The organism is Nonomuraea sp. NPDC048881, assembly GCF_040649795.1.
In the GTDB taxonomy this organism is placed as follows: Bacteria; Actinomycetota; Actinomycetes; order Streptosporangiales; family Streptosporangiaceae; genus Nonomuraea.
The window spans coordinates 210,068-229,427 of sequence record NZ_JBEZGC010000011.1 but is presented as its reverse complement, the minus strand read 5'-3'; the positions used below and the strand labels follow the sequence as shown (position 1 = coordinate 229,427).

General features: G+C 72.3%; 22 protein-coding genes. 8 read left to right on the top strand and 14 right to left on the bottom strand.

Features of this window, described 5'->3' with window-relative positions; genetic code table 11:
* Positions 1-21: 21 nt before the first annotated feature.
* Positions 22-252: a DUF6289 family protein gene (locus tag AB0C33_RS34520; protein WP_358294993.1), complete on the top strand. Its 231-nt coding sequence runs from the start codon at positions 22-24 to the stop codon at positions 250-252.
* Positions 253-280: 28 nt separating this feature from the next.
* On the opposite strand, the gene AB0C33_RS34515 is transcribed toward AB0C33_RS34520, so the two are convergent.
* Positions 281-1,285 (bottom strand): NAD(P)-dependent alcohol dehydrogenase, encoded by a 1,005-nt coding sequence (locus AB0C33_RS34515; protein ID WP_358294992.1) that lies wholly within the window; start codon positions 1,283-1,285, stop codon positions 281-283.
* A gap of 8 nt (positions 1,286-1,293) precedes the next feature.
* A complete protein-coding gene (locus AB0C33_RS34510) occupies positions 1,294-1,677 on the bottom strand; it encodes a nuclear transport factor 2 family protein (protein ID WP_358294991.1) in 384 nt (127 codons plus the stop codon).
* A 91-nt stretch (positions 1,678-1,768) separates the two neighbouring features.
* On the opposite strand from AB0C33_RS34510, the gene AB0C33_RS34505 reads away from it, so the two are divergent.
* Positions 1,769-2,332, top strand: coding sequence for a TetR/AcrR family transcriptional regulator (locus AB0C33_RS34505; protein ID WP_358294990.1), 564 nt, complete (start codon positions 1,769-1,771; stop codon positions 2,330-2,332).
* A 63-nt stretch (positions 2,333-2,395) separates the two neighbouring features.
* Here the strand turns inward: AB0C33_RS34505 and AB0C33_RS34500 are convergent, their stop codons facing one another.
* The 6 genes from AB0C33_RS34500 to AB0C33_RS34475 all read right to left on the bottom strand — a co-directional run bounded on the left by AB0C33_RS34500 (position 2,396) and on the right by AB0C33_RS34475 (position 7,559).
* Complete coding sequence (locus AB0C33_RS34500) at positions 2,396-3,262, bottom strand: MaoC family dehydratase N-terminal domain-containing protein (RefSeq protein WP_358294989.1); 867 nt, start codon at positions 3,260-3,262, stop codon at positions 2,396-2,398.
* Between the two features lie 96 nt (positions 3,263-3,358).
* A complete protein-coding gene (locus AB0C33_RS34495; RefSeq protein WP_358294988.1) occupies positions 3,359-3,565 on the bottom strand; it encodes a hypothetical protein in 207 nt (68 codons plus the stop codon).
* A gap of 81 nt (positions 3,566-3,646) precedes the next feature.
* Positions 3,647-5,647 carry a sensor histidine kinase gene (locus tag AB0C33_RS34490; RefSeq protein WP_358294986.1) on the bottom strand — a complete coding sequence of 667 codons (2,001 nt, stop codon included), beginning with the start codon at positions 5,645-5,647 and terminating at the stop codon, positions 3,647-3,649.
* Between the two features lie 96 nt (positions 5,648-5,743).
* The gene (locus tag AB0C33_RS34485; protein ID WP_358294984.1) at positions 5,744-6,109 is read right to left on the bottom strand and encodes a hypothetical protein; all 366 of its coding nucleotides are present in this window, start codon (positions 6,107-6,109) and stop codon (positions 5,744-5,746) included.
* A 79-nt stretch (positions 6,110-6,188) separates the two neighbouring features.
* The gene (locus tag AB0C33_RS34480) at positions 6,189-7,091 is read right to left on the bottom strand and encodes a TIGR03620 family F420-dependent LLM class oxidoreductase (RefSeq protein ID WP_358294982.1); all 903 of its coding nucleotides are present in this window, start codon (positions 7,089-7,091) and stop codon (positions 6,189-6,191) included.
* Between the two features lie 135 nt (positions 7,092-7,226).
* Complete coding sequence (locus AB0C33_RS34475; protein WP_358294980.1) at positions 7,227-7,559, bottom strand: metalloregulator ArsR/SmtB family transcription factor; 333 nt, start codon at positions 7,557-7,559, stop codon at positions 7,227-7,229.
* A 198-nt stretch (positions 7,560-7,757) separates the two neighbouring features.
* Between AB0C33_RS34475 and AB0C33_RS34470 the strand changes: the two genes are divergently transcribed.
* The gene (locus AB0C33_RS34470) at positions 7,758-8,981 is read left to right on the top strand and encodes a cytochrome P450 (RefSeq protein WP_358294978.1); all 1,224 of its coding nucleotides are present in this window, start codon (positions 7,758-7,760) and stop codon (positions 8,979-8,981) included.
* Between the two features lie 71 nt (positions 8,982-9,052).
* Positions 9,053-9,718 carry a helix-turn-helix domain-containing protein gene (locus tag AB0C33_RS34465; RefSeq protein WP_358294976.1) on the top strand — a complete coding sequence of 222 codons (666 nt, stop codon included), beginning with the start codon at positions 9,053-9,055 and terminating at the stop codon, positions 9,716-9,718.
* Here the strand turns inward: AB0C33_RS34465 and AB0C33_RS34460 are convergent.
* Together AB0C33_RS34460 and AB0C33_RS34455 are read right to left on the bottom strand one after the other, a co-directional pair.
* A complete protein-coding gene (locus tag AB0C33_RS34460; protein WP_358294974.1) occupies positions 9,638-10,222 on the bottom strand; it encodes a phospholipase in 585 nt (194 codons plus the stop codon). The two genes, AB0C33_RS34465 and AB0C33_RS34460, sit on opposite strands and share 81 nt — an antisense overlap.
* 161 nt (positions 10,223-10,383) lie before the next feature.
* The gene (locus AB0C33_RS34455) at positions 10,384-10,908 is read right to left on the bottom strand and encodes a hypothetical protein (protein ID WP_358294972.1); all 525 of its coding nucleotides are present in this window, start codon (positions 10,906-10,908) and stop codon (positions 10,384-10,386) included.
* Between the two features lie 350 nt (positions 10,909-11,258).
* On the opposite strand from AB0C33_RS34455, the gene AB0C33_RS34450 reads away from it, so the two are divergent.
* Both AB0C33_RS34450 and AB0C33_RS34445 read left to right on the top strand, forming a co-directional pair.
* The gene (locus AB0C33_RS34450; RefSeq protein WP_358294970.1) at positions 11,259-11,564 is read left to right on the top strand and encodes a hypothetical protein; all 306 of its coding nucleotides are present in this window, start codon (positions 11,259-11,261) and stop codon (positions 11,562-11,564) included.
* Positions 11,561-12,055, top strand: a complete 495-nt coding sequence (locus AB0C33_RS34445; RefSeq protein ID WP_358294968.1) for a hypothetical protein — start codon at positions 11,561-11,563, stop codon at positions 12,053-12,055. The genes AB0C33_RS34450 and AB0C33_RS34445 overlap by 4 nt, the downstream gene beginning before the upstream one ends.
* 24 nt (positions 12,056-12,079) lie before the next feature.
* Here the strand turns inward: AB0C33_RS34445 and AB0C33_RS34440 are convergent, their stop codons facing one another.
* The 4 genes from AB0C33_RS34440 to AB0C33_RS34425 all read right to left on the bottom strand — a co-directional run bounded on the left by AB0C33_RS34440 (position 12,080) and on the right by AB0C33_RS34425 (position 16,445).
* A complete protein-coding gene (locus AB0C33_RS34440; RefSeq protein WP_358294966.1) occupies positions 12,080-12,526 on the bottom strand; it encodes a hypothetical protein in 447 nt (148 codons plus the stop codon).
* A 54-nt stretch (positions 12,527-12,580) separates the two neighbouring features.
* Complete coding sequence (locus AB0C33_RS34435; protein WP_358294964.1) at positions 12,581-13,843, bottom strand: alpha/beta hydrolase-fold protein; 1,263 nt, start codon at positions 13,841-13,843, stop codon at positions 12,581-12,583.
* 122 nt (positions 13,844-13,965) lie between these two features.
* Positions 13,966-15,531, bottom strand: coding sequence for a sulfatase (locus tag AB0C33_RS34430; protein ID WP_358294962.1), 1,566 nt, complete (start codon positions 15,529-15,531; stop codon positions 13,966-13,968).
* A gap of 341 nt (positions 15,532-15,872) precedes the next feature.
* Complete coding sequence (locus AB0C33_RS34425; protein ID WP_358294960.1) at positions 15,873-16,445, bottom strand: TetR/AcrR family transcriptional regulator; 573 nt, start codon at positions 16,443-16,445, stop codon at positions 15,873-15,875.
* A gap of 94 nt (positions 16,446-16,539) precedes the next feature.
* On the opposite strand from AB0C33_RS34425, the gene AB0C33_RS34420 reads away from it, so the two are divergent.
* Together AB0C33_RS34420 and AB0C33_RS34415 are read left to right on the top strand one after the other, a co-directional pair.
* Positions 16,540-16,950, top strand: coding sequence for an organic hydroperoxide resistance protein (locus AB0C33_RS34420; protein ID WP_358294958.1), 411 nt, complete (start codon positions 16,540-16,542; stop codon positions 16,948-16,950).
* A 70-nt stretch (positions 16,951-17,020) separates the two neighbouring features.
* Positions 17,021-19,258 (top strand): immune inhibitor A domain-containing protein, encoded by a 2,238-nt coding sequence (locus AB0C33_RS34415; RefSeq protein ID WP_358294956.1) that lies wholly within the window; start codon positions 17,021-17,023, stop codon positions 19,256-19,258.
* Positions 19,259-19,360: the final 102 nt, after the last annotated feature.

Genomic DNA, 19,360 nt, shown 5'->3' with positions numbered 1-19,360 from the left:
CTCGCGTCAGAGAGGATCTCCATGATTCGTCGCGCATCGCTCGCCGTCCTGCTCGCCCTCGGCACGCTCACCGTCGTCGGCTCCCCCGCCCAGGCCCGCGCCTGCCAGATCGACTACCACTGCGAGACGTACTACTACAGCGACTCCACCCGGACCACGGTGGTCGGCGTCAAGTACGAGAACTGCGTGGGCGACGTGACGTGGGTGGGCACCCGCGGCTCGTACCCGGAGTTCCACGAGACCCCCTGCTAGGGCGAAGTCGCGCGCGGCTCCAGCAGGCTCACACCGTGATCACGACCTTGCCGAACGGGCTGCCCGACGCGTAGTGGCGGTAGGCGTCGGGCGCCTGGTCGAAGGGGAAGACGCGGTCGATGACCGGGCGCAGCCGGTGGGCCTCGATGAGCCGGTTCATGGCCAGGAACTGCGCGCGGCTGCCGACGGCGATGCCCCGCAGCGTGGCTCCCGCGCTGAAGACCGCCCGCGCGTCGAGGGGCGGCGGGTCGCCGAGGACGAACCCGACACTGGCCACCTGGCCCCCGATCGCGGTGGCCGCCAGCGACCGCCCGAGGTCGCCGGCGACGTCGATGACGTGTTCCGCGCCCTCGCCCCCGGTCAGCTCGCGCACCCTGACCGGCCAGTCGGGGGTGGCCCGGTAGTCGACGACCTCGTCGGCGCCCAGCGCGTACAGGCGTTCGGCCTTGGCCGGGCTGCTGGTCGTGGCGATCACCCGGGCGCCCAGCGCCTTGGCGAACTGCAGCGCGAACAGCGACACCCCGCCGGTGCCCTGGGTGACGACGGTCCGGCCGGGCACCGGGCCGGTGCCGTCGCCGGTCAGGGCGTTCCAGGCGGTGACCGCGGCGCAGGGCAGCGTCGCGGCCTCCTCGTAGGACAGGTGGGCCGGGATCGGCACGAGCGCGTGCTCGTCGAGCAGCGCGTACTCGGTGAGCATGCCGTCCAGCGAGCCGCCGAGCTGCGGCAGGTGCCGCAGCGCGAACGGGCCGTCCTGCCAGCTCGGGAACAGGGTGGCGGTGACCCGGTCGCCGACGCCGACCGACTCGACGCCGGGGCCGGTCGCGACGACCTCGCCGGCGCCGTCGGAGACCGGCACCACGTCCGGTTTGACCGGGAGCACGTAGTCGCCGCGCAGGATCATCAGCTCGCGGAAGCTGAGGGAGGTGGCCCGTACCGCGACCAACACCCGCCCGGGGCCGGGAGTGGGGACGGGGTGTTCCTTGATCGACAGGCCCTCGATGCCGGCTCCGCTGTCGACGTGGTAGCTGCGCATGACGTTCATCAGGCGGTCGCCAGGGGAACTTCGCCGGCGGTCTTGCTGAAGCCGAGCGCCTCGACGATCTGCCCGTCGCGGACGCGCATGAGGTTGACGCCGCTGACCCAGTCGGAGGGGCCGGTGCCGTAGCGGTAGTGCCAGTGGATGGTGGCGCGGTCACCGGCGACGATGACCTCCTGCGGCTCGAACGCGCTGGTCAGGTCGTCCACGAGCGCGCCCCACCAGTCCAGGCACGCCTGGCGGCCGGTGACGCGTTCGCCGGTGGGGGCCGGCTGCACGGACTCCATCACGCAGTCCTCGGCGACCAGGTCGTCGAGCAGGTGGCGGTCACGCTCGACGAAGGCCCGGTTGAAGCGCTCCATGACGTCGGCGGTGGATGGGAAGGACACGGTTCCTCCAGAAGGAAGCGGGTAGATCGATCGGTCTATCTATGTATATCGACCGGTTGATCTACTCGTCAACCCGTGGCAACCTGAATCCATGACTGTTCGTACGGGACCGGGCCCCCGGGAGCGCCTGCTGACGGCCGCCGACCAGCTGATCTACAGCCAGGGCGTCAATGTCGGCGTCGACGCGCTGCTCAAGGCGGCCCACGTGGCCCGGCGCTCGCTGTACGAGCACTTCGGCGGCAAGGACGGCCTGATCGTCGAGGTGCTCAGGTCAGCTGCCGACTCCGACGCCGCCGACTACCGCCGCACCATGGACGCCGCCGGCCACGACCCGCGCGAGCGCCTGCTGGCCGTCTTCGACCGCATCGGCGAGATCGTCGCCATGCCCGGCTTCCACGGCTGCCGCTACCTGGCCGCCGACCTCGGCCTGACCGACCCCGCCCATCCCGCGCACGAGATCACCCGCGACTACCGCCGGCAGGTGCACGAGCTGCTGGCGCGCGAGCTGACCGCGCTCGGCCACCCGCGCCCCGGCCACGCCGCCGACCAGCTCCTCATCCTCATCGACGGCACCCTCGCCGTCGGCGCGACCCGCCCCGGCACGAACCCGGCCGCCGCCGCCCGCGAGCTGGCCGAACACGTCATCACCCCCTGACGGGCCCGCGCGGGCCGGGGGCAGGGCGGCGCGGGCCGTCGCGGCGCAGCCCCCGAGCGGCGCCTACCGGGCCGTCACGGTCAGGGTGGTGTGCGGCCCGGTCGTCGCGGCAGCCGGGCCGGTCAGGTCGAGCGCGAAGCCGTCCGCCGTCCTGCGGCCGAGCAGCCGGGCCCGCTGTCCGCAGAACAGCGGGCGGTTGTTGCGATGCGCGATGCGCGTCACCCGCTCGGGACGCCCCTCCAGCCGCAGCGTCTCGGCCAGGGCCAGCGTCATCAGCGGCCCGTGCACCACCAGGCCGGGATAGCCCTCCACGCGGGTGGCGTACGGCCAGTCGTAGTGGATGCGGTGGGCGTTGGCGGTGGCCGCCGAGAAACGCATGAGCAGGGTCGGATTGGTGTCGAAGTGCCACTCCCAGGCGCCCGCCCTGCGGAACGGGGAACCGGCGGCCCGCGCCGCCATGGCCTCCTCGGCCGCCGCCGGACCGGTGGGGGCCACGGCCTCCCGGTAGATCAGGTCCTGCCGCTCCTCCAGCCCGGAGCTGCCGTCCTGGCCGGTCAGCCGGGTGCGCACGACCACCACGACCAGCCGTCCCGACCGCCCGGACTTCTCGGTGACCGACTCCACCGTGCTCTGCCTGCGTACGGTCTCGCCCACCCGCAGGGGCCCGTGGAAGACGACCTCGCCCCCGGCGAACATCCGCCGCGGCAGGCCGACGGGTGGCAGGAACGAGCCGCGTACGGGATGCCCGTCGCCCCCCAGCACGGACGAGACGGGCCAGCGCGCCAGCGCCGCCCAATGCCACAGCGGCGGCAGCTCCGAGCCCGGTCCCGGCACCGGCACACCGTCGTCGAACAGGGCCGCGAGCGCGGCGACCGGCGTCGGGTCGACCAGTTCGTCACTGACGACAGTGGACGGCTCCCACCCCTGCACGTTGCTCCCGCCCTCCGCCGTGACCGCCGCGAACCACGGTACGCCCCGGCCGGGCCCGCAGGGCGGTGCGCGGTCGCCCCGGGGGGAGGGCGAGCGTCAGCGGGCGGAGATGATGCCGCCGGGCAGCAGGGCGCCGAGGGTGGACGTGTCGTTGACCATGTTGAACACGTCCAGCACCGGCTGGAGCAGCGCGCCGACGGGCCCGCCGGCGGCCAGCGAGTCGGCCGCGGCCGGAGTGGTGAGCGCGACGGTCAGCAGCGCGCCACCGGCCACGGCGCAGGTGAGACGGCCCTTGAGCTTCATGGACACCTCCATGGGAGTTACCGAGAGTGATCGTCCAGCACTCTACGTGACAGGAGGGTGTCCGGCCGGTAAGGCGCACGGTCAGGGCTGGACGGGGAGCATGACCTCCACCGTGGTGCCCGTCCCCGGCGCGCCGCCGACCAGGCAGATGCCGCCCAGTTCGGCCGTGCGCTCGCGCATCGAGGTCAGGCCGACGCCGGAACGGTGCTCGGGCGGCAGGCCGCGGCCGTCGTCGGCGACCAGCAGGCGCAGCGCGCCGGGCTCGCGGCGCAGCTCGACCCGGACGCGGGTGGCCCGCGCGTGCCGCCGCACGTTCGTCAGCGCCTCCTGCGCGATCCGGTAGACGGCCACCTCGACGGCGGCGGGCAGGCCGGTCAGGTCGCCCTCGGCGATCACCTCCGCGGCCGGGCCGTCCGGCGCGGCCAGCGCCCGCACGGCGGCGGCCAGGCCCAGGTCGTCCAGGGCGGGCGGGCGCAGGCCGTAGACGAGCTGCCGCAGGTCGCCGGTGACGGCGTCCATGCCGGTACGCAGCTCGCGCAGCAGCCCGTCGGCCGCCTCCGGCGAGCTCTTGAGGCTGACGCGGGCCATGTTGACGGTCATCGCCAGCCCGCTGAGCGTCTGGCCGAGGCCGTCGTGCAGGTCCCGGCGCAGCCGGCGGCGCTCCTCCTCGCGGGCGGCCAGCAGGCGTTCGCGAGAACGTTGCAGGTCGGCGGCCAGGCGGACCGCGTGGGCCACGTCGGCCGCGTACGGGACCAGCGTGTCCAGCACCCGCTCGTCGTGCGCGGCGGGGAAGCGCCGCGCGGCGGGCGGGCCGACCAGCAGCCGGCCCACCCATTCGCCGTGCCAGATCAGGGGCACCTCGCGCGGGGAGTCGCCGACCTGCCCGCGGTCCGTGCCCGCCACGGTGACCGGATGGCCTGGCTCGCCGCTGGTCACCTCGACGGCGACGCCGCGTACCGCCAGGCCCTCGCGCAGCACGCCGATCACCGCCGCCAGCGCCTGCGCCGGATCGCCCCGGCGCACCTCCTGCGCCAGCCGCTCGGCCAGGACGCGCGGATCGCCCACCGGCCCGTAGAGCAGGCGGTCGACCGCGCGTTGCAGCGCCCGCCGCAACGGCTGGAAGAACGCGCCGGTGAGCAGCGCGGAGGCGAGCCCGGCGACCTGGTGGTACCCCGACACCAGCAGGCTCGACAGCGTGGCCATCCCGAAGTAGACCCCGCCGACCACGGCCAGCAGCCCGGCGGCGACGAACGTCCGGCTGACGACGGTGTCGATGCCGTAGAGCCGGTAGCGGGTCACCGAGATCACCATCGACACGGGGATGACCGCCGCCCACCCGATCGACAACCAGTACAGCTCCGGCACGACGACGCCGGCGAGCATGAAGACGATGTACCCGCCGAAGGAGAACAGCGGCCAGCCGATCTGCCGCCGCACGACCGGGTCGGCCCGCCGGAAGCGCAGCAACATCGACCACGCCGCCAGCGGCAGCGTCGAGAGGATCCCGGTCCAGGCCACCACCGTGACCACCGGCCAGATCGGCGCCAGCTCCGGGACCTGTAACGGGTTGGGGATGACCGCGGGCAGCGGATAACCCTCGGCCGGCGGGTCGGGACGCAGGAACATGTGGGCCAGCTCCACCGCGGTCGACACCGCGCCGAGCAGCACCACCAGACGCCAGCGCCGCGAGGGCAGCCTGCCGTCGGGGGAGTACAGCGGCAGCAACATCTCCAGCAGCAGCCCGGACACCGCCCAGCCGACCTGCGCGGGGAACCTCAGCAACCCCGCCAGCGGGAGATCCCCGCCCGCCGCGGCGGCCAGCATCGCCGACTGGCAGAACGTGTTGACCGCGCCGCCCAGACCGCCCGCGCACATCAGCCACGCCAGCCTGAGCCGCGGCCGGTGCACGATGAGGAACGCGCTGAAGGCCGGGAAGGTGACCCCCGCCGCGGCCAGCGGGCTGAAGATCTCCGGCAGCCGCCACTCCGGCGGCAGCGCCGCGTACATCAGGACCGCCGCGAGCACCAGCACCGGCGAGACCACGGCCAGGACGACGGCGACCACCCGGGCTGCCCACGCCATCCGTCCCCGCCTTCCGGCTGCCGTTCCCGCCCGACCCTAGCGTGCCCGCGGAACGGTCCGCCATGAGCGGGCCGGCCGGCCGGATCGACCGGCGGGTCAGCGCAGCGACCGCAGCAGGGCGCCGCGGTCGAGGGCGTCCACGGGCCACGTGCGGGAGCGCAGGGTGCCCCGGTCGCGATAGGCGCGCATGATGGCGACGTGTTCGGGCAACCGGACGAACCCCCGCAGGTCCTCCTCGCTCCGCCACACCGACAGCGAGCCGACCCGGCGGCCGGTGAGGTCAGCCCAGAGCCACATGCCCACCGCGCCGGGCAGGCCGGGCCAGTGGCGGCTCAGGGACCGGCCGTGCCGGGCGATGCCGGGCAGGTCGAGCAGCCGCCGCATGCGGAAGTCCGTCAGGGCGGCGACCAGCGGCCCCGGCCGGTCGCTCTCGGGGCCGGGGATCCAGCGTGAGGTCAGCATGCGGCGCACCGGCCGGACTCGGAGGTCATGCCGTCAAACTATATTAACGACCGATCGTTTGTATGTCTGAGGGGTGCGGTCAGTCACGGCCGGGGGAGAGGGCGGCGGCCAGCTCGCGCCAGTGGGGCATCGCCGTCCGGCCTGGCTCGATCCCGATCACCTGCACGGCGACGTGGTCGGCGCCGGCGTCCACGTGGGCGCGCAGCTTGCCGATGACGGTGTCCAGATCGCCCCAGAAGACGAAGTCGTCCACCAGGCGGTCGCTGCCGCCGCCGGTGATCTCGTCCTCCGCGTACCCGAGCCGCCGGAATTTCGCCACGTTGTACGGCGTGCTCAGGTAGGGGCGCAGGTGCTCGCGGGCGGCGGCGCGGGCCTTGGCGGGGTCGGTCTCGAACAGCACCGGATGCTCGACGGCCAGGAACGCGTCCGGGCCGAGGAGCTGCCGTGACTCGGCGGTGTGCGGGACGTTGACGTGGTAGGTCTGGGCGCCCGCCGCGCGGTCGCGGGCCAGTTCGAGCATCTTGGGCCCGTACGCGGCCAGCAGGCGGCGCACGCCTGACTTCGGAGCCGGGTTGACGGTCTCCAGCTCGTCCAGCTCGTCGAGGTAGGTCCGCATGGCGGTCAGCGGGGTCGTGCCGGGGCGGGGGGCGCCGCCGAAACCCAGGCCGAGGACGTGCCGGTCGGGGTAGGCGTCGGCCAGCAGCAGGGCGGCGCCGTACGTCCACCTGGCCTCGCGGGCCCAGATCTGGGCGATGCCGTTCACGATGTGCATCCGCCGCGTGCACGACAGCAGGAAGCCGGCGTGCGTGAGCGCCTCGCGCCCGAGCAGCTCGGGCATCCAGAACGCCCGCCACCCCTGCTCCTCCAGCTCCTGGATCGACTCGCGCATCTGCGCTGCCGGCACGTGCTCGAAGTCGAACGTGTAGATCCCGAACGTGCCGAGATCCAGGCCGTCGATGCTGCCCATGGGACGTCCCCTCATCGTGTGTCGATCCTCAGGTACATAGACATATCGCAAAATGTCGATACATGGAAACCGGCCGGCCTCTTTCGCGGGAGGGTGCCGCCTCTACGGCGTGCTGCCTCTACAGCGTGCTGCTTCTACGGCGTGCTGTCTCTACAGCGTGCGGCCGAGGGTGGCGACGAGCTGGGCGATGCGCCGCTCGTCGCGCTTGTAGTGCGTCCACTTGCCCACACGCGTGGCGCGTACCAACCCCGCACGCTGCAGCTCGCTCAGGTACGCCGACACCGTGGACTGCGCCAGCCCCACCCTGGCCTGGATGTGCGTCACGCACACCCCGACCTCCACCGGGTCGGCGATCGCCCCCTCCAGCGAGAAGTGGCGCTCCGGCTCCCGCAACCAGGTCAGGAGTTGCAGCCGGGTCGGGTTCGCCAGCGCCCGCAACGCGTCGGACAGCTCGGAATCGGTCATCAGTGGAGCTTCCGCCATGGATGCCAGCATAGTGAGCCATCGACGTATCGGGGTAATTCGATGCATGCCAGCTCGGCGCCCGCGCGGGTCCCCAAGGGGAGGCAAGGCCTCGGTAGATTTCTCGCACTCGAAGTAATCCATCCAGTCAAGACGATTGCCTCAAATAAGTCGATCGCCTTATATTCCGAAGTGTCGGGCTTTCAAGCTGGAGGACGCATGACCGCTGACGCGATCCCCGATTTCCCCTTCGACCGCCCCACGGCGCTGGAACCACCGCCACAACTCGCCGACCTGCGGGAGAAATGCCCCGTGGCCCACGTGCGCCTGCCCAGCGGCGACGTGGCGGCGCTGGTGACCAGGTACGACGACGCCCGCGCCGTCATGGCCGACCCCCGCTTCAGCCGCAACCTCGCCCGCGAGGGCGCCGCCCGGCTGTCCACCACCGAGGACGGCGGCCTGTTCAACCGCCGCAAGGACGGCGCCGGCGACATCGGCGAGGGCGAGGGCCACATGCGGTGGCGACGCCTGCTGAGCCGCTGGTTCACGGCCCGCAAGATGGAGGTCTGGCGCCCCCGCGTCCAGGCCATGGCCGAGGACCTCCTCGACTCCATGCTGGCCAAGGGCTCCCCGGGCAACCTGTCGTCCGGCCTGGCCCTGCCCCTGCCGGTACGGGTCATCTGCGCGCTGGTCGGCGCGCCGAGCTCGGACCAGGACAAGTTCGCGCACTGGTCGCGCACGATGCTGACCCTGACGCGCAACACGCAGGAAGAGGTCGACACGGCCTACCGGGAGTTCAACGCGTACGTGTCGGACCTGATCGACCGCAACCGCGCCGACCCCGGCGACGACCTGCTCAGCGAGCTGACCCAGATCACCGACGCCGAGGACGGCAGGCTCAGCCAGGACGAGCTCATCGCCACCGTGCGCGGGCTGCTGCTGGCCGGCCACGAGACCACGTCCAACATGATCGCCATCATGACGGCGATGCTGCTGTCCGACCGCCAGCGCTACGAGGCCGTGATCGACGACCCCGACCTGATCCCGGGCACCGTGGAGGAGGTCCTGCGGCTGGACAGCACGTTGTCGGCCATCGGCGGCGTGCCCCGCTTCATCACCGAGGACGTCGAGCTGAGCGAGATCACCGTGCCCGCCGGCAGCACGCTGATCCCCAACATCCCGGCGGCCAACCGCGACCCGGCCAAGTTCGCCGACCCCGACCGGTTCGACCCGCGCCGGGAGAACAGCGGCCAGCACCTCACCTTCGGCGCCGGCCGGCACTACTGCCTCGGCCAGCCGCTGGCCAGGGTGGAGCTGCAGGTCGTCCTGGGCCTGCTGGCGCGGCGGCTGCCCGGCCTGCGGCTCCGCGACGACCCCCGCGAGCTGCGGCTGCGCACGGGCGGCCTGTCCGGCGGCCTCCAGGACGTGTGGGTCACCTGGTGACCCGCTGACCTCAGCCGGCGGCATGGGATAGCGTTCGGGGACGGTGGTGGAAACAAGATCGAGGACTGGTCATGGACGTCAGTACGGCGGTCGCCGCGCCGTCTCCCCGCTCGATCCGGGCCAAGGACAGGATCATGCAGACCGCGGAGCGGCTCTACGCCGAGCACGGCTTCGCGCACGTGTCGATCAGGATGATCCGCGAGGCCGCGGGCCAGCGGAACAAGTCCGCCGTCCAATACCACTTCAGCACCCGTGACGAGCTGATCCACGCGATCCTGTCCCGTCACGCGGCCGCCGTCGACCGGCACCGCCTGCCGATGGTGGCCGCGCTGGAGACCTCGGGCGAGGTGTCGCTGCGCGACTGGATCACGTGCGCGATCGCGCCGAGCATCGAGCACCACATCGAGCTGGGCACCCCGTCCTGGTACGGGCGGTTCCTCGCCCAGGCCGTCGTGGAGCCGTCCCTGCGCGAGTACGCGGCGCGGGCGACGTTGAGCACGCCCTCGTTCCGCCGGCTGGAGCTGCTGCGCCCGCCGTCGATGCGCGACCGGGAGCACGAGCTGTCCGAGCGGCAGGCGGCGATGATCCGGCTGCTCGTCGTGCACATGAGCGCAGAGCTGGAGGCCGACCTGGCGGCCGGCCACGCCGCCGCCGGTTCAGTCGAAGAATCCTGGCGGGCTCTGGGCGAACATCTTGTCACCGCCGTCTGCGGACTCAGCGGCGCCCTGCTGTCTTAGAGCGTCCCTGTCCGGTACGCGCACGATCTCCCCGCCGGTGCCGCGAGGGGCGCCGTAGTGGCGGACCGCCTGGTAGTACAGCTTGGCCAGCGCGTTGCAGCTCGGCTGACGGAAGATCGAGTACTGGGTGCACACCTGCTTGAGGTCGAAGAAGAACGCCTTGTCGATGCGCTCCTTGTTCGCCGGGAAGTCGCCGACGGCCTGGTAGTTCCGGTAGCCGAAGTCGTGCCGCCGGCACGGGATCGAGAAGTCGAAGCCGAGCGGCTGGTCGGGGCTGCTCGTGCAGCCGTCGCTCGACCAGTCGAAGTCGAAGTCGGACCATGAACCCCGGTCGGCCCAGGCGTCCCGCCAGGCCGCGGCGCTGGACGTGGTGGGTTGCGTCAACTCCGAGAGCGCGGCGAGCTTCTCCTCCAGCGTCACCGCCTGGGCCGGCGGCGCGACCGCGAGAACGGCGACCAGCGAGAGAGCGAGCGGGACCGGCGCCCCGAGAGCCCGTCTGACCATGGGAACCTGCCTGTTTCGACCGGGACGGGAACATGTCATGGTCAGGTTCGCCCGCCGGCCCGCCGCGACCTGGGAATTCCGGGAAAACCCGTGGCAAAGGTCGGGTCCGGTTTCCGACGGGAGACGCCGCCGGCGGCCCGTCCGGCGTTCCGGCGCGGGCGTCAGCCCAGGCCGTCGGCCTGGTTCATCTCCTCGGCCCGGGCCAGCGCCTCGGCCAGGGGCGGGACGTCCCAGACCGTGCGCTCGGCGTCCGTGGTGACGGGGTCGACGCGGTAGAGGGACCAGCGGCCGCCGATGTCGACGTACTGGGTGCCGTACCGCTGGGGCAGGCCCATCTGCAGCAGCCACCGGTCGAGGGCCGAGGCCGCCAGCCTGCGGGCGGGCCGGCAACCGGCGTCGGCCGCCCGCCGCGCCAGCTCGAAGGCCAGGTGGTAGTGCTCGGCCAGCCCGCCGTGCTGCATCACCGCGGCCAGATGGTAGTAGTCGCCCGGCGAGCGCACCTCTCCGGCCGCGAACTTCTCCATGCAGCGCGCCCGCCGGGCCAGGCCGCGCTCGCCGCCGTCGCCGGGCACGCCGTCGCGCCGGTCGTCCTGGTCGCGGTCGAACAAGTCACGCAGCTCCGGATCGCCGGGCGTCTCGCGGTCGGGGTCGGCGAGCTTGGCGAGGATTTCCGGAAGGCTGAACATTTGGCTGCGCGGCGCGGCCGACCATCTGCGCGCCGCTCGCGCGCGGCCCTTTCCAGTACGGTTATCCGCCACGTCTGCCAGCGTGCCGGGACAACCCGGGGCGCGCAAGACGGCGCCACGCCGCAATATAGGGAAAATGTAGGGCCGTCGCCCGTTGACGCTTTATTGGGCCGGGGCGATGATGGCCGCGAAAGGGGCGCCCGCGCCTCCGCCGGAAATGAGGGAATGCGTGACCCTGCTTAAGGATGCGAATACTCGACACCCCGGGGCGCCCGCCGGCGTGCCCGCCGAGCGCCGGTACACGGCCGTGAGCTGCGGGTTCTTGGCGGGTGGTGGCAGGGGCTGAGCAGATGAAGCCCGCGCCCGGCGCCACGGCGCTCCTGCGCGCCGGCCGGCCCGAGTTCGCCGCCGATTTCCGGGCGCATGAATTCATGCCCTTCGGTCCGGAGGCCCGGTCCATTGACTCGGGGTGGTGCAGAATTCTAGAACGGTCATCGCCGGGAAGCGTTTCCGGCGCGGCCGGTGATAACGCGCGGCGGATGCGGATCGCGATATTACGCATAAGCCCCGAGTGCAAATGGCCCAGCCGCGCCGAGTGGGCGTACGAGGAAGCGCGTGGCATTCCGGGCCCGCCGCTCATCGGCGGCGCGGCATGAGCGATCTCGTCGCCTCCGCCGCGGACGCCCTGCGCGCGCTCGACGAGGCGCTGCTCGGCCTGCTGAAGGCGCTCCCGCCCGAGGAGCCCGGCGCGCGGGCGGAGCTCCGGGCCGAACTCGAACGGGCGGGCGTCACGGACGAGGTCGCCGGCCGCTGCCTGCGCGTCCTGCGGATGGTGTTGTCCGGCGAGCACGCGCGCCCGAGCGACTGGATCGGGGTGACGGCGGTGTTCCAGTGCGGTTTCTGCGGCTCGGCGCCCGACCCCGCCGATCTCGTCGTCGGCAAGTCGGTCTCGATCTGCCTGGGATGCGCGCTGCTGGCGACGGCCGGGGCGGTGCGGGGCGAGCGGGAGCCGGTGGAGCGGCCGTGCGCGTTCTGCGGCGCGCGGGCCGTGCCCGCCCACCTGGGCGCCGACGGCGACAGGACGGTCTGCCGCGCCTGCGGCGAGCTGGTGCTCTACATCATCGCCAGCAAGAAGCGCGCCGATTGACGCCCGGGGCCGGCGGGACGGGCGTCAGCCGCCCTGGGTGTAGATCGTCCGCCACCGCGAGCACCGGCCGACGGGCCGCGCGCCGTTGCCGCGGCACACCTGCGCCCGGATCTGCAGCGCGCCGCCGACGTTCTTGCGGAAGGAGCCGGTGCCCGGCAGGCAGTTGTAGACGCCGTGCGTGCGCCAGCGGCCGTTGCTCGCGCTCTGGTACCTGATCAGGAGCCACGAGCAGCCCTTGCCGCGGTCGTCGTCGAGGGTGCCGGTCACGGCCAGCCCCGACTGGCCGGCCACGACCTTGCCCCGGGCGGTCGCCAGGCCGTCGGCCGAGTGCAGGGCGCCCCACCTCCAGCTCGCCGGGTCGGCGGCGGTGTCGGCGGCGGTGTCGGCGGCGGCCGCCGTGCTCAGCGCGGTCAGCGTGAGGACGGCGGCGCCCAGGGCGGTCAGGACGCGGGTCGGAAGATGGTTCGTCACCGGTCCAGGACTACCGGCCGGTACTTGTGGCCGACTTGGAAGCGGGCTGAGGCGTCAGAGTGCGGGGCAGCGGGCGGGGGCGGTGCCGTAGGCGTACCGGAGGAAGTCGACCAGGTAGGCCGACCAGGCGTTCCAGTCGTGGCCGCCCCTGCTGTAGCAGTAGCGGTGGCCGACGCCGAGGCCGGTCAGCGTGGCGTCGAACTCGCTCGCGTACGCGCCGAGGATCGGCTCGCTGACGCTCGCGGCGTCGTCGCTCGCCCTGGTGTCGTAGCCGCACGCGGCGGGGGCGGGCTCGGCGCCGTCCGGGACGTTCGGGAGGCTCGCGCAGCCGCCGGCGTACAGGGCCAGCCGTCCGTCATAGGGGGCGTACCTGCCCTGGGTGACCAGGTCGGCGGGGTTGGCGGCGGGCCAGTCGTCGACCGTGCGGCCGTGGAAGACCGTGGTGGTGTGCGGGCCGAACAGGGTGTCCAGGCGGTAGCGGCGCTGCACCTCCTGGTCGAGGACGGGCAGCGGGCTGCCGCTGTCGTACTTGTTGACGCGGAACTCGCCCAGGTCGGTCAGCTCGATCGCCGCGCCCGACTGCCACATGGAGTCGGAGATCGTGCGCTGGGCGGGCCTGGCGCGCAGGTCGATGCCGGGCGAGAACGCGCCGATCACCGAGAAGACGCCGGGGTGCGCGGCCGCGTACCGCAGGGTGCCGTAGCCGCCCATGGACAGGCCCGCCAGACCGCGTCCTGACCGGTCGGCGACGGTGTTGAAGTTGCTGTCGATCCACGGGATGAGCTGGTCGATGTGGTACGTCTCCCACTTCGGTGCGAAATATCCGTCCGTACGGCCGGCCCAGTCCGCGTACCAGCCGGTCATCCCGCCGGTCGGCATCACCACGATGCCGTCGAAGGAGCCCGCGGTGCGGACGAGGGAGACGAGGTCGGCCTTGACGGTCCACGAGTCGTAGTTGTCGCCGCCGCCGTTGAGCAGGTAGAGCGCCCGGTAGGGGGTGGCCCGCGAGGGGTCGTAGTCCTTCGGCAGGTAGACGCGGACGGTGATCGGGCGCGTCAGCGGGTCGATGACGGGGGCGCCGCCGGACGCCTGGAAGATCGCCGTCGAGGTCATCGTGACGTCCCGCAGCTCCGAGCCGTCGCTCTGCGGGCGACGACGTACGTCGACGCAGGTGATGCCATGACCGTCGGGGCGGGGCAGCACGGCCGCGCACCCCGTCGTCTCAGTGGTCGTCCCGGTGGCCGCCTGCGCCGCTCCCGTGCCTGCGAACGTGCCTGCGACCATCAGTAATCCGGCAAGGGCGGACGTGAACCGCATCTCTCTCCTTCGGTTCGGGCTCCCGACCGCCCCAATGTACGGGGGGACCGGCGGCCGGGGCGTCAACCGCCGGACCGAAGGAGGTCAACTTCTGCCGTACGACTCGGCTTCTGCCGTACGAGTCAGTGCAGGTGCGCGGCCGTCCAGCAGTCGGGCGCGCCGGGTCTGCCGCACGTCGTCAGCCCGCGCAGCACCCCGGCCAGGGACACCGTCCGGGCGTTGCCGGGGTCGTTGGACTCCTGGCGGGGGTCGGTGACGGTGTTGTAGTACTCCGGCTTCGGGTCGTTCTCGTACTCGACGTACAGCTCTCCCGCGGTCCGCACGGCGTTGTAGGTGGGCGGCTGCGCGTTGCCCTGCCTCAGCCGGTCGGCGTCGGGGTCGGGCCTGCCGGGCGTCCGAGGGTCGGGCTTGACGTGCTCGACCAGCGCCGCCTGCCGCCAGTCCGCGACCTGCCGGCCCTGGACGAGGGGGAGCAGGCTGCGGCCGTCCCGGCTGTCGCGGATCGCCGGGGCGACGCCGGCCATGTCGAGGAAGGTCGCGAACAGGTCCACGTTCTGGGCGATGGCGCCGGTCACCAGCCGGTCGCGCTCTCCGGTGACCGGCCGCCTGACCAGCAGCGGGACCCGTACGTCGTGGTCGTAGGCGGTGGACTTGCCGCGGACCAGGCGGTGCTGGCCGAGGTGGAAGCCGTTGTCGCTGGCGAACACGACGTAGGTGTTGCGGCGCTCCGGCTCGGTGAGCGTGGACAGCACCCGTCCCACCATGTCGTCGACCGACTGGACCATGCGGATCCGGTCACGGAAGTCCTCGCGCAGCTCCTCGGCGCGCTTCGCCTCGATCGGGGCCCGGCGCACCCAGGACGGCTTGTCGGCGGTGTCCTCGTCGTAGGAGGGCAGGGTGGTCACGTCGATGCCGGCGCAGTCGGGGCCGCCGCAGTCGCCGTGCGGGAACTCGCCGTCCGGGAAGCGGTCCTTCGGACGGTCGCGCGGGGCGGGCGGGAAACGCGGCTCGGTGTCGCCGGGCCGGACGTCCACCCGGTTGTGCGGGGAGAAGGGCGAGACCTGGAGGAAGAACGGCCGGCCGGGGGCGTGCTCGCGGGAGCGCTCGATGAAGCTGGTCGCCCGCTGGGCCAGCTCGTCGACCAGGTAGTCGCCCTTGGAGGGGGCGATCGGGCGCCGGTCGCCCGACTCCTCCTTGATGTAGCGGGTGAGCTGGTACCTGAACTCGTTGTAGCCGCCGCCCGCGGAGACGTGCCACTCGTCCCAGCCGTCCGGCACCTGGTAGCCGGGGCGGGCGGGGTACTCGTTGATGTATTTGCCCAGGTAGCCCGTGCGATAGCCGGCCTGGTGGAGGGGGACGGCGTAGGTGCGGCCCTCGTGCCGGGCGAACGCCTCGTAGCCGCCGCGGTCGTAGCCCTGGTTGGTCCGTACGCCGGTGTTGTGGGGGAACTGGCCGGTGAACATCGAGGCGCGGGAGGGGCAGCAGAGCGAGTCGGACACGTAGTAGTCGGTGAACGTGGTGCCGCCCTCGGCGAGCCCGCGGACCGTGTCCATGTAGGGCAGCAGGTCGGCGGACAGGTCGTCCACCAGGAAGAAGATGATGTTCGGCCGGGTGGGGGTGGCGGCGGATGCCGGGGGCGCGGGGGAGGCGATGAGCAGAGCGAGGGTCGCGGCCACCGCCGCAGCCAAGCTTCTCCTGATATTTCGGGACAACGACATGACTGCCTCGTAAGCGGTGGTAGGGGAGCAACGGCGCTGCCCACTAATACCAGACAAACTACCCACAAAGCACAAAACCTCCCACACCCACCCCACCCATCACCGCAGCTCAGCAGCCTCGGGCGCGAAGAGCGAAGGGGTGGAGGGTGGAAGGCGCGAAGGGCGCGAAGGGCGCGAAGGGCGCGAAGGGCGCGAAGGGTGCGGAGGGCGCCAAGGGGGCCGAAGAGGGGGAGGCCCGCAAGGTGCGGGAGGGTGGGGAAGTCGAGGGTCGTCGAAGGCGAAGGGGCGTCGCCGTTCCGGGGGTGGGTGGGTCAGGGGGTGAGGACGCGGGTCAGGGTTTCCTGGACGGTGGCGCGGACGGTGGCCGGGTCGTCCAGGTCGAAGCCCACCACCAGGCCGTCCCTGACCAGGAGGAGGATGTCGGCGGTGCGTTCGGCGTCGGCGTGGCCGTCGGTGGCCAGCAGGTCGCGGTACAGGTCGCGGTGCCAGCGCCGGTGCTCGGCGATGGCCTGCCGTACGGGATGCGCCGGATCCGGGTACTCGGCCGCCGTGTTGACGAACGGGCAACCGCGGTAGCCGGAGCCGGACCCGAACTCGCACATGAACGCGAAGACGGCCGCCAGCGTCTGCCGGGGTGAGTCCGCGCGCAGCGTGTCCACCATGGCCCGCTGCACCGCGCCCTGCTCGGCGATGTACGCCCGGACCAGCTCGTCCTTGCTCGGAAAGTGGTGGTAGAAGGTCGCCTTCGCGACGCCCGCCGCCGCGATGATCCGGTCGATCCCCACCGAGTGCACGCCCTCGGCGTAGAACAGCCGCGCCGCCGTCTCCAGGATCCGGATGCGGGCCGGGCTCGGGCGGGGCTCCTTCGCCGTCTCTGCGCTCACCCCTTGACGCTACCAGACAGACCTGTCTAGTCTCAGGCTCAACGAACCAGACAGACAGGTCTGTCTAGTTAAATGAAACGAAGGGCAACCGGTCATGAGCATGTACACCGCCATCGCCACCTCGGCGGGCCGCGACGGGCGCGCGGTCTCCTCCGACGGCAGGCTGGACGTCAAGCTGGCCCTGCAGAAGGAGCTGGGCGGCGACGGCGAGGGCACCAACCCCGAGCAGCTCTTCGCCGCCGGCTATGCAGCCTGCTTCGCCTCGGCCATGCGGCTGGTGGCCGGGCAGAAGCAGATCGACGTCTCCGATGCCTCCGTCACGGCGGAGATCGGCCTGTCGCCCAACGGCGCGGGCGGCTTCCAGCTGGACGCCACGCTCCGCGTCGAGCTGCCCGACGAGATCGCCCCCGAGGTCGCCCGCGAGCTGGTCGAGGCCACCCACCAGGTCTGCCCCTACTCCAACGCCACCCGCGGCAACATCCCGGTCAACCTGATCGTCGAGTGACGGGATCCGCGTCCCGGAAGATCGGCCGGAGGTAGAGACGAGAGACTTGAAGTGTGACATGTTACATGCCATGCGAATCACTCTCTCCGCGGCGGCCGCCCTCCTGGCGATCGCCGCGCTCGGCGTCCCTTCCGTCTCCGCCGCGGCGGCGGAGACCGCGGCGCCGCCCGCGAAAAAGGTGAGCAGGGAGATCTCCCCGCTCAGCCCGCAGCAACGCGAGCAGGCGGCGCTGCGCAGGCAGGCCGTCGAAGGCGTCTTATCCCCGGACGCGGCGGCGGCCAAGGCGCGGCCCGGCCGCTCGGTCAAGGTCGGCCACCGCTACGTCGAGCTCGCCCAGGAGCGCAAGGACCAGGTCTTCGTCGTCTTGGCAGAGTTCGGCGACAAGGTGGACGACGAGACGAAGATCGACGGCCAGATCAAGTACGGCGGCCAGCCGGGCCCCCGCCACAACGCCATCCCCGACCCGCGCGGCACCGACGACAACCACACCCTCTGGCGCCCGGACTTCGACCGCGCCTCCTACGCGAAGTCCTACTTCGCGACCGGCGGCAACTCCCTGCGCGACTACTACCGCCTCCAGTCCTCCGGCCGCTACGACCTCGACGGCTACGTCAGCGACTGGGTACGCGTGCCGTACAACGAGGCCCGCTACGGCAGCGACCGGTGCGCCCCCGAGGAGGGCGGCATCTGCTGGAACAACTGGGACCTGGTACGCGACTCGGCCAACGCCTGGTACGAGGCCGAGAAGGCCAAGGGCAGGACGGTGGAGCAGATCCGCGCCGAACTGGCCAAGTACGACGTCTGGGACCGCTACGACCACGACAACGACGGCGACTTCGACGAGCCCGACGGCTACCTGGACCACTACCAGGTCGTGCACGCCGGCGTGGACGAGACCTGGGGCGGCGGCGCGCAGGGCGCGGATGCCGTCTGGGCCCACCGCTACTTCGCCTACTGGCCCGAGCGCGGCCAGGCCGGCCCCGAGGGCAACCGCAACGGCGGCACCCAGATCGGCGACACCGGCATCTGGGTCGGCGACTACCTGACGGTCGGCGAGAACAGCGGCGTCGGCCTGACCGCCCACGAGTTCGGCCACGACCTCGGCCTGCCGGACCTGTACGCGGGCGGCGGGGACAACTCGGTCAACTTCTGGTCGCTGATGTCGTCCGGCTCCTACCTGAGCTCGCGGACCGGCCCGCTCGGCGAGTACGCCGGCGACCTGGACGCCTGGAGCAAGCTCCAGCTCGGCTGGCTGGCCTACGACCGGGCCCGCGCGGCCACCCCCTCCACGCACACCCTCGGCGTCGGCTCCTACAACACCCGCGATCCGCAGGCGCTCGTGGTGGACCTGCCGGCGCGCGAGATCAGCACTCCGCTGGGCAGGCCGTACCAGGGGGAGTGGCAGTGGTGGAGCGGCAAGGGCGACAACCTTGAGCAGACGCTCACCCAGCAGATCGACCTCTCCCGGGCCACGGAACCGACGCTCAAGGCGCACGCGGCCTACGCGATCGAGCAGGGCTACGACTTCCTGTACGCCGAGGTCTCCCGCGACGGCGCGGCCTGGACGCCGGTCGGGCAGCCGCTCACCGGAAGCTCGGACTGGCGGGAGATCGCCTACGACCTGAGCCCGTACGCGGGCGGCAGGATCTGGTTCCGCTTCCGCTACTCGACCGACTCCAACACCTCCGAGTCCGGCTTCCGGCTGGACGACGTCCAGGTGCCCGGCGTGTTCGCCGACGACGTCGAGCAGGGCGAGGGCGAGTGGACGGCGGTGGGCTTCGCCCGCAGCGGCGAGGTGGGCGTGCAGCGCTTCTCCCGGGCCTACCTCGCCGAGAACCGGCGCTACACCGGGTACAACGCCTACCTGCGGACCGGGCCGTACAACTTCGGGTGGACCGGCAGCCAGCGGGTCGAGCACTACCCGTACCAGCAGGGCGTGCTCATCTGGCTCTGGGACGCCTGGTACGGCGACAACACCACCCGCGACCACCCCGGCGAGGGCATGATCCTGCCCGTCGACGCCCGGCCCGAGCCGCTGCGCTGGGCCAGTGGGGCGGCGGCCGGGGCGCGGCTGCAGGTGTTCGACGCGCCGTTCGGCAACGCGCGCACGGACCGGCTGCGGCTGCATTCGGCCGGCGTGCCCGCCGTGTTCCCGGCGCGTCCGGGCGTGCCGGTGTTCGACGACCGCCGTGGCGTCTACTGGCACCCCGATCTGCCGCAGCTCGGCGTGAAGGTGCCGGACACCGGCACCCGGATCGCCGTCCTGCGTGACGGGGACCGCGCCCTGGTGCGCGTCTCGGCGTCCTAGCGGCACCCGCGGCCCGCGTGCGGGGGCGCGGGCCGCAGGTCGATGGGCGTTTACGACCGTTTTAGGTGGTTCTGGGCAGGGTTGTGGTGTTGTCTCCCATAG